The sequence below is a fragment of the Algoriphagus algorifonticola genome (assembly GCF_007655305.1).
GTDB classification, from domain to species: domain Bacteria; phylum Bacteroidota; class Bacteroidia; order Cytophagales; family Cyclobacteriaceae; genus Algoriphagus; species Algoriphagus algorifonticola.
This window is the reverse complement of record NZ_VLOG01000018.1, coordinates 1-5,381: the sequence shown is the minus strand read 5'-3', so window position 1 is coordinate 5,381 and position 5,381 is coordinate 1. Positions and strand designations below refer to the sequence as shown.

At 41.1% G+C, this 5,381-nt stretch carries 5 protein-coding genes; 4 read left to right on the top strand and 1 reads right to left on the bottom strand.

Annotated features, from left to right (window positions below; all coding sequences use genetic code 11):
- The first annotated feature begins 445 nt into the window (after positions 1 to 445).
- The 4 genes from FL972_RS03395 to FL972_RS03380 all read left to right on the top strand — a co-directional run bounded on the left by FL972_RS03395 (position 446) and on the right by FL972_RS03380 (position 3,913).
- A complete protein-coding gene (locus FL972_RS03395; protein WP_144603603.1) occupies positions 446 to 1,744 on the top strand; it encodes a Gfo/Idh/MocA family protein in 1,299 nt (432 codons plus the stop codon).
- Between the two features lie 37 nt (positions 1,745 to 1,781).
- Complete coding sequence (locus FL972_RS03390) at positions 1,782 to 2,963, top strand: redoxin domain-containing protein (RefSeq protein ID WP_144603601.1); 1,182 nt, start codon at positions 1,782 to 1,784, stop codon at positions 2,961 to 2,963.
- Between the two features lie 100 nt (positions 2,964 to 3,063).
- Positions 3,064 to 3,492: a MarR family winged helix-turn-helix transcriptional regulator gene (locus tag FL972_RS03385; RefSeq protein WP_144603599.1), complete on the top strand. Its 429-nt coding sequence runs from the start codon at positions 3,064 to 3,066 to the stop codon at positions 3,490 to 3,492.
- A gap of 1 nt (position 3,493) precedes the next feature.
- A complete protein-coding gene (locus FL972_RS03380) occupies positions 3,494 to 3,913 on the top strand; it encodes an organic hydroperoxide resistance protein (RefSeq protein WP_144603596.1) in 420 nt (139 codons plus the stop codon).
- A gap of 197 nt (positions 3,914 to 4,110) precedes the next feature.
- On the opposite strand, the gene FL972_RS03375 is transcribed toward FL972_RS03380, so the two are convergent.
- Positions 4,111 to 5,091, bottom strand: a complete 981-nt coding sequence (locus FL972_RS03375) for an NADPH:quinone oxidoreductase family protein (RefSeq protein WP_144603594.1) — start codon at positions 5,089 to 5,091, stop codon at positions 4,111 to 4,113.
- Positions 5,092 to 5,381 lie beyond the last annotated feature (290 nt).

Genomic DNA, 5,381 nt, shown 5'->3' with positions numbered 1-5,381 from the left:
ATGCCCTACCCCGATTTATCGGGGCATCCCCTTGTGTGAGATTTTTCCTCATGGGCATTTCATGTGTCTATAATTGATTTTCAAAGGTTACATAGCTTGTCCCGAACTTGATTCGGGAGAATCTCGCGTTTTTGATAGTCATCTCTGTGCGTAACGGCTACTTCATGCTCGATTTCATCAATTCATCCCTACAATAGCATTCCTATCAAACAGTGTTTCGCTTTCCTCAGGAATTACAGTATTTTAATATATGGATATCCGCTTTCTTACCAGTAACAACAAAATACGGCTTATTGTCTGATAAAAGGATCAGAATCACGGAACCTTCGGTCTTCGGTCATCGGTCTTCCAATCGGTCAAGCAAATAAAATAAGGCAACAGGCATGATTGCGGCTAATCAGATTTTAATAAACAATAATGCATTCAAACCCAATAACCTATCATCATGTCAAAACAATCTTTTTCCAGAAGAAAATTTCTCGGTACCAGTCTACTTACCGGAGCAGGACTCAGCCTTGCTCCTCAATTCGGATTTGCTAAAACTATTAAGCCAAACCCACAAACCATTCGATTGGGTTTTATTGGTGTAGGACGACAGGCCATGGGCTTGCTCAATAGAATGATGAGCATTGAAGGAGTTGATGTCTTAGCAGCTGCAGATGTTTACGAGATCAAAAGAAGGAGATTTGAACAGCGCGTTCAAAAAGTATATGCTGATCAAAAAAAGACAGCTCCACCCTTCAATTTATACGAGGACTACCAGGAACTCTTAGCCAATCCGAATATTGATGCAGTAGTCATTGCCACCCCAGATCATTGGCATGCGAAAATTGCAATAGATGCATGCAAAGCGAAGAAAGATATCTACCTCGAAAAGCCCTTAACATTTACCGTATTTGAAGGTCAGGAATTGGTCAAAGCAGTAAGGGAAAATGCAATCGTTTTGGCAGTTGGAAGTATGCAGCGCTCTGCAGTGAACTTTCAAACCGCAGCTCATCATGTGCAAAAGGGAAGATTGGGAAAAATTAAACAAGTCCTAGTCCATGTAGGAGATAATCCTCATCCCAAGCCTTTTGATTTAACTCCTGAAGCGATTCCAAGCGGATTAAATTGGGAAAAATGGCTGGGCCCAATTCCAGAAATACCGTATCACCCGAATTTAAACCCGCCTATTTCCTTAAATCCGGAGGAGAATGAAAAACTCTGGGCAGCCTGGAGATGGTTTGAAGAAACCGGCGGTGGACTGATGACCGATTGGGGAGCGCATATGATTGATGTGGCTCAATGGGGGTTAGGAATGGACAGAAATGGACCTGTGAAAGTTATCCCAGCTACCGAAGGAAAGCCTCTCACTTATCAATATTCAGACGGAATAGAAATGTTGATAACTCCGTTTGATGAGGGAAGACAGGGAGTGAAGTTTATGGGAGAAAAAGGCTGGATTAAGGTCTCAAGAGGAAATTACGATACTTCAATCCCTGAATTAGCCTTGGATAAGAGTTCAGATAATTTTTCATTCAATCAACATCATGTGGATTTCATTGAATCCATCAGAAGGAGAAAAGACCCTATTGTTCCGGTAGAAATCGGCCATAGCACTTGTACGGTTTGCACTATTGGAAATATCGCTAAGAAGTTGGGAAGACCTCTGGATTGGGACCCAATCAATCAAAATTTTGGGAAGGATTATGAAGCCAATACCCATTTGCACTATACCTATCAAAATAATATAGACTTAACCTAAGCAAGCAATTTCTATGAAGATAAATAATACATTCCTAATGTGGATAACTCTCTTTGGAATCAGTTTTTCCTGCTCTCAAAAGAGGGAGTCAATATTGATTCAAGATGAGTTGAAAGAAGACTTATCCACATTTGTGGCTAACCCCCAATTGGTGGAAGAGCAGCCCATCAATCAATTGCAAATAGGGGATTCCGCTCCTCCATTCAACCTTCCAGCTGTAGATGGAAAATACTATAGTCTGGATGATTTTGGGGATTATGATGTATTGGTGGTCAATTTTACCTGTAATCACTGCCCAACAGCGCAGGCCTACGAAGACAGATTTATCCAAACTGTGGATAAATACAAAAATGAGTCTGTAGCTTTTGTAGCAATATCCTCCAATAGCCCCATTGCCATTCTTCCTGAAGAATTGGGTTACACAGATTTGAGTGATTCATTTGAAGAAATGGGCATCCGTGCTGAAATGAAAAATTTCAATTTCCCTTACCTCTATGATGGGGATACGCATGAGTTTTCCACAGCCTATGGCCCAACTGCAACCCCACATGTTTTTGTTTTCGACAAAAACAGGAAGTTGACTTATTCCGGAAGGATCGATCGTTCTGAAAAGCCCGGAACTGCCAATGCGGAAGACTTACATCAGGCAATAGACTTTACTTTGAAAGGAGAGGCACTACCTGCGGATCAGGCTCAAACCCCGGCATTCGGTTGCTCCATGAAATGGGCATGGAAAAATGAATACACTATCAAAATGAACAAGGAATGGGAAGAAAAACCTGTGACATTGGAAAAGTTATCCACATCGGGATTGGCGGATTTACTTCAAAATAAAACGGATGAACTGATGCTGGTAAATTTCTGGGCCACCTGGTGCGGGCCTTGTATCATGGAGTATCCTGAATTCATCACCATGCAAAGAATGTATGGGGAGCGAGATTTCCAGTTTGTCTCCATCTCCATGGATAGTCCGGATCAAGAAGCCAAAGCTTTGAAATTCCTCAAAGGAAAAGCCTCTGCTTTGCCTAATTATATCATGGATACAAAGGATAAATATGAGGTGATCGATGTAGTCGGAAAAGAATGGGATGGGAGTTTACCCGTCACATTATTGATAGAACCAGGAGGAAATATTTATTACAAAAAACATGGCCCTATTAATGACTTACTCTTGAAACAAAAAATAGTGGATCATCCGATGATAGGGCGGTATTATTAGACTAGAAAATTGAAAACCATCCAGTTAGGATGGTTTTTTTATGATTAGACTTTATTTAAAGCATTTTTCCAATTAAATTGAGTCAAATACAAAATTAGCTATGTCAGATCTTAAAGACCTTTCCCTCCTGCTTTATACGAACTCCAGACTTTTAATTCAGGCTTTCCAATTGAGGCTTAAAGAACTGGAATTGACTTATCCACAATATTTAACTCTTTCTGTGCTTTGGGAAGAAGATGGTCAGTATGTCAATCAAATAGGTGAAAAATTGGAATTGGACTCCGGGACTTTAACTCCCTTGATCAAAAAACTGGAATCTCAGAATTATGTTAAGAGAATTCGAAGCGAAGCCGATGAAAGAAAGGTTAAAGTGGAATTGACCTATCCTGGGAAAAGTCTTCAAAGCAAGGTGGAAACCATTATTCAAAATTTAGAAGCTGAATTCGAGCAAATTGACAGTTTGGATATCTCAAAATTGAACAAGCAGCTACAAGACTTGTTTAGTGAGTTAAAAACAGCCAAAAAATAATATGGAAAAACTGAATATCGATTACACTGCAGTAGCAATCAACACAGGAGGAAGAAAAGGACATGTTCGAACCGAGGATGGCAAAATAGACCTAGATGTATCCATGCCTAAGGAAATTGGTGGAGATGGAGAGAAAACCAATCCTGAGCAATTATTCGCTGCTGCTTATGCATCTTGCTTCGGTGGTGCCTTGGGTGCAGTTGCCGGGAAAACAAGTTTAAGAGATTCAGAAATCAAGGCCAAAGTACATCTAGGGAATTATGGGCCAAATAGCTTTGGTTTGGCAGTAGATATTGAGGTGAAAATCCCTCATGCAGAATCCTTGGAGCATGCACAAAAATTGGTTGAAGCAGCGCATGAAGGTTGCCCTTATTCCAAAGCCACTCGCGGGAATATTGAGGTCAATGTGAAGGCGGTTTAAGTGTAAGAATTAGGCTATAAAACAAGGTTCTTGTTTTTAGTTGGGGGTGTCGAAACCTAATGCTGATGAAATTTGGCAAAAAGGCATCGACTCCCTGCCTCTCGTCAGGCAGGCGCTCAGCCTGACATTCGACTCCCGGCTTAAGGAAGGCAGGAGCTCAACCTGACATCTCGTATCTAACTTCTCGCCTCTCGACTCTAATTTCTAATAACAACCACTCCTTTTCCGAGCATTTTTCTATCTAATATAGCCTGCAAAGCTTCCGGTGCTTCTTCCAATGAATATTTCCGGCCGATATGCTGTTGAATCTTTCCTTCTTGAATCCACTGCATTAATTGTCTGATATTCTGAAAACTTTTTTCAGATTCCAGTTTGGAGAACTGCCCCCAAAACACTCCCATGATAGAGCATCCTTTCAATAGGGGTAGATTCATTGGGATTTGAGGAATTTCTCCGTTTGCGAAACCCACGATCAAATACCTTCCTTTCCAGGCCATACCCCGTAAAGCTGCTTCGGTAAAATTTCCTCCAACAGGGTCATACACTACGTCAACGCCTTTTCCACCGGTCAACTCTTTGATTCTATTCTTAAGGTCCTCCTTTTCATAATTGATCGTTTCCGAAGCACCTTTCTTTTTGCATAAATCCAACTTTTCTTGGGAAGATGCTGCCGCAATGACATTGGCTCCGAGTAACGTCCCTAATTCAACCGCTGCAAGCCCTACTCCACCTGCCGCTCCTAGCACCAATAAGGTTTCTCCTTCCTTGAGTTGTGCCCGATCTTTTAAGGCATGAAATGAGGTGCCATAGGTATATAAGGTGGTGGCAGCAATTTCGGCAGGTAAACCAGGAGGTAAAGGAAAAACACGGTCAATATCCACTGCAACCTTTTCAGCAAAGCCACCCCATCCACATAAGGCCAAAACTGAATCGCCAAGCTTAAATTGCTTAACTCCCTCTCCAACCTCAATAACTTTTCCTGCCACTTCTCCTCCTGGAGAGAAAGGTAATTCTGGTTTGAATTGATATTTATTTTGAATGATCAGTACATCAGGAAAATTTACCCCACATGCCTCCACCTGAATTACTATTTGCTTGGCAGCTGCTTTGGGATCTGACAAATCCCCATAGATTAGGGATTCCGGCATTCCGTGTTCTTGACAAATAATCGCTTTCATAAGATCTTTTGCTTTCTACTAAGTAATCAATTTTAAAGCTCTTTACCATGGATAGGGCCGGTTTTTGTTAATTCTTAAATCTATTTGAGAATAAGCTTAATTCGACTTTCTAGGTAAAACAAACAAAGCGCCGCTGAGAGCTACTTTTTTAAAACCGCAAAGAGAAGATAGAAAACATAGCTTCATACGTACTTTGCCTCTATAATCCTTTGCGGGAGATCAAAAATAACAAACATCGAACATCGAATGATGAATAATGAAGTGACGACAACTCTAAACAGCGATCCCCT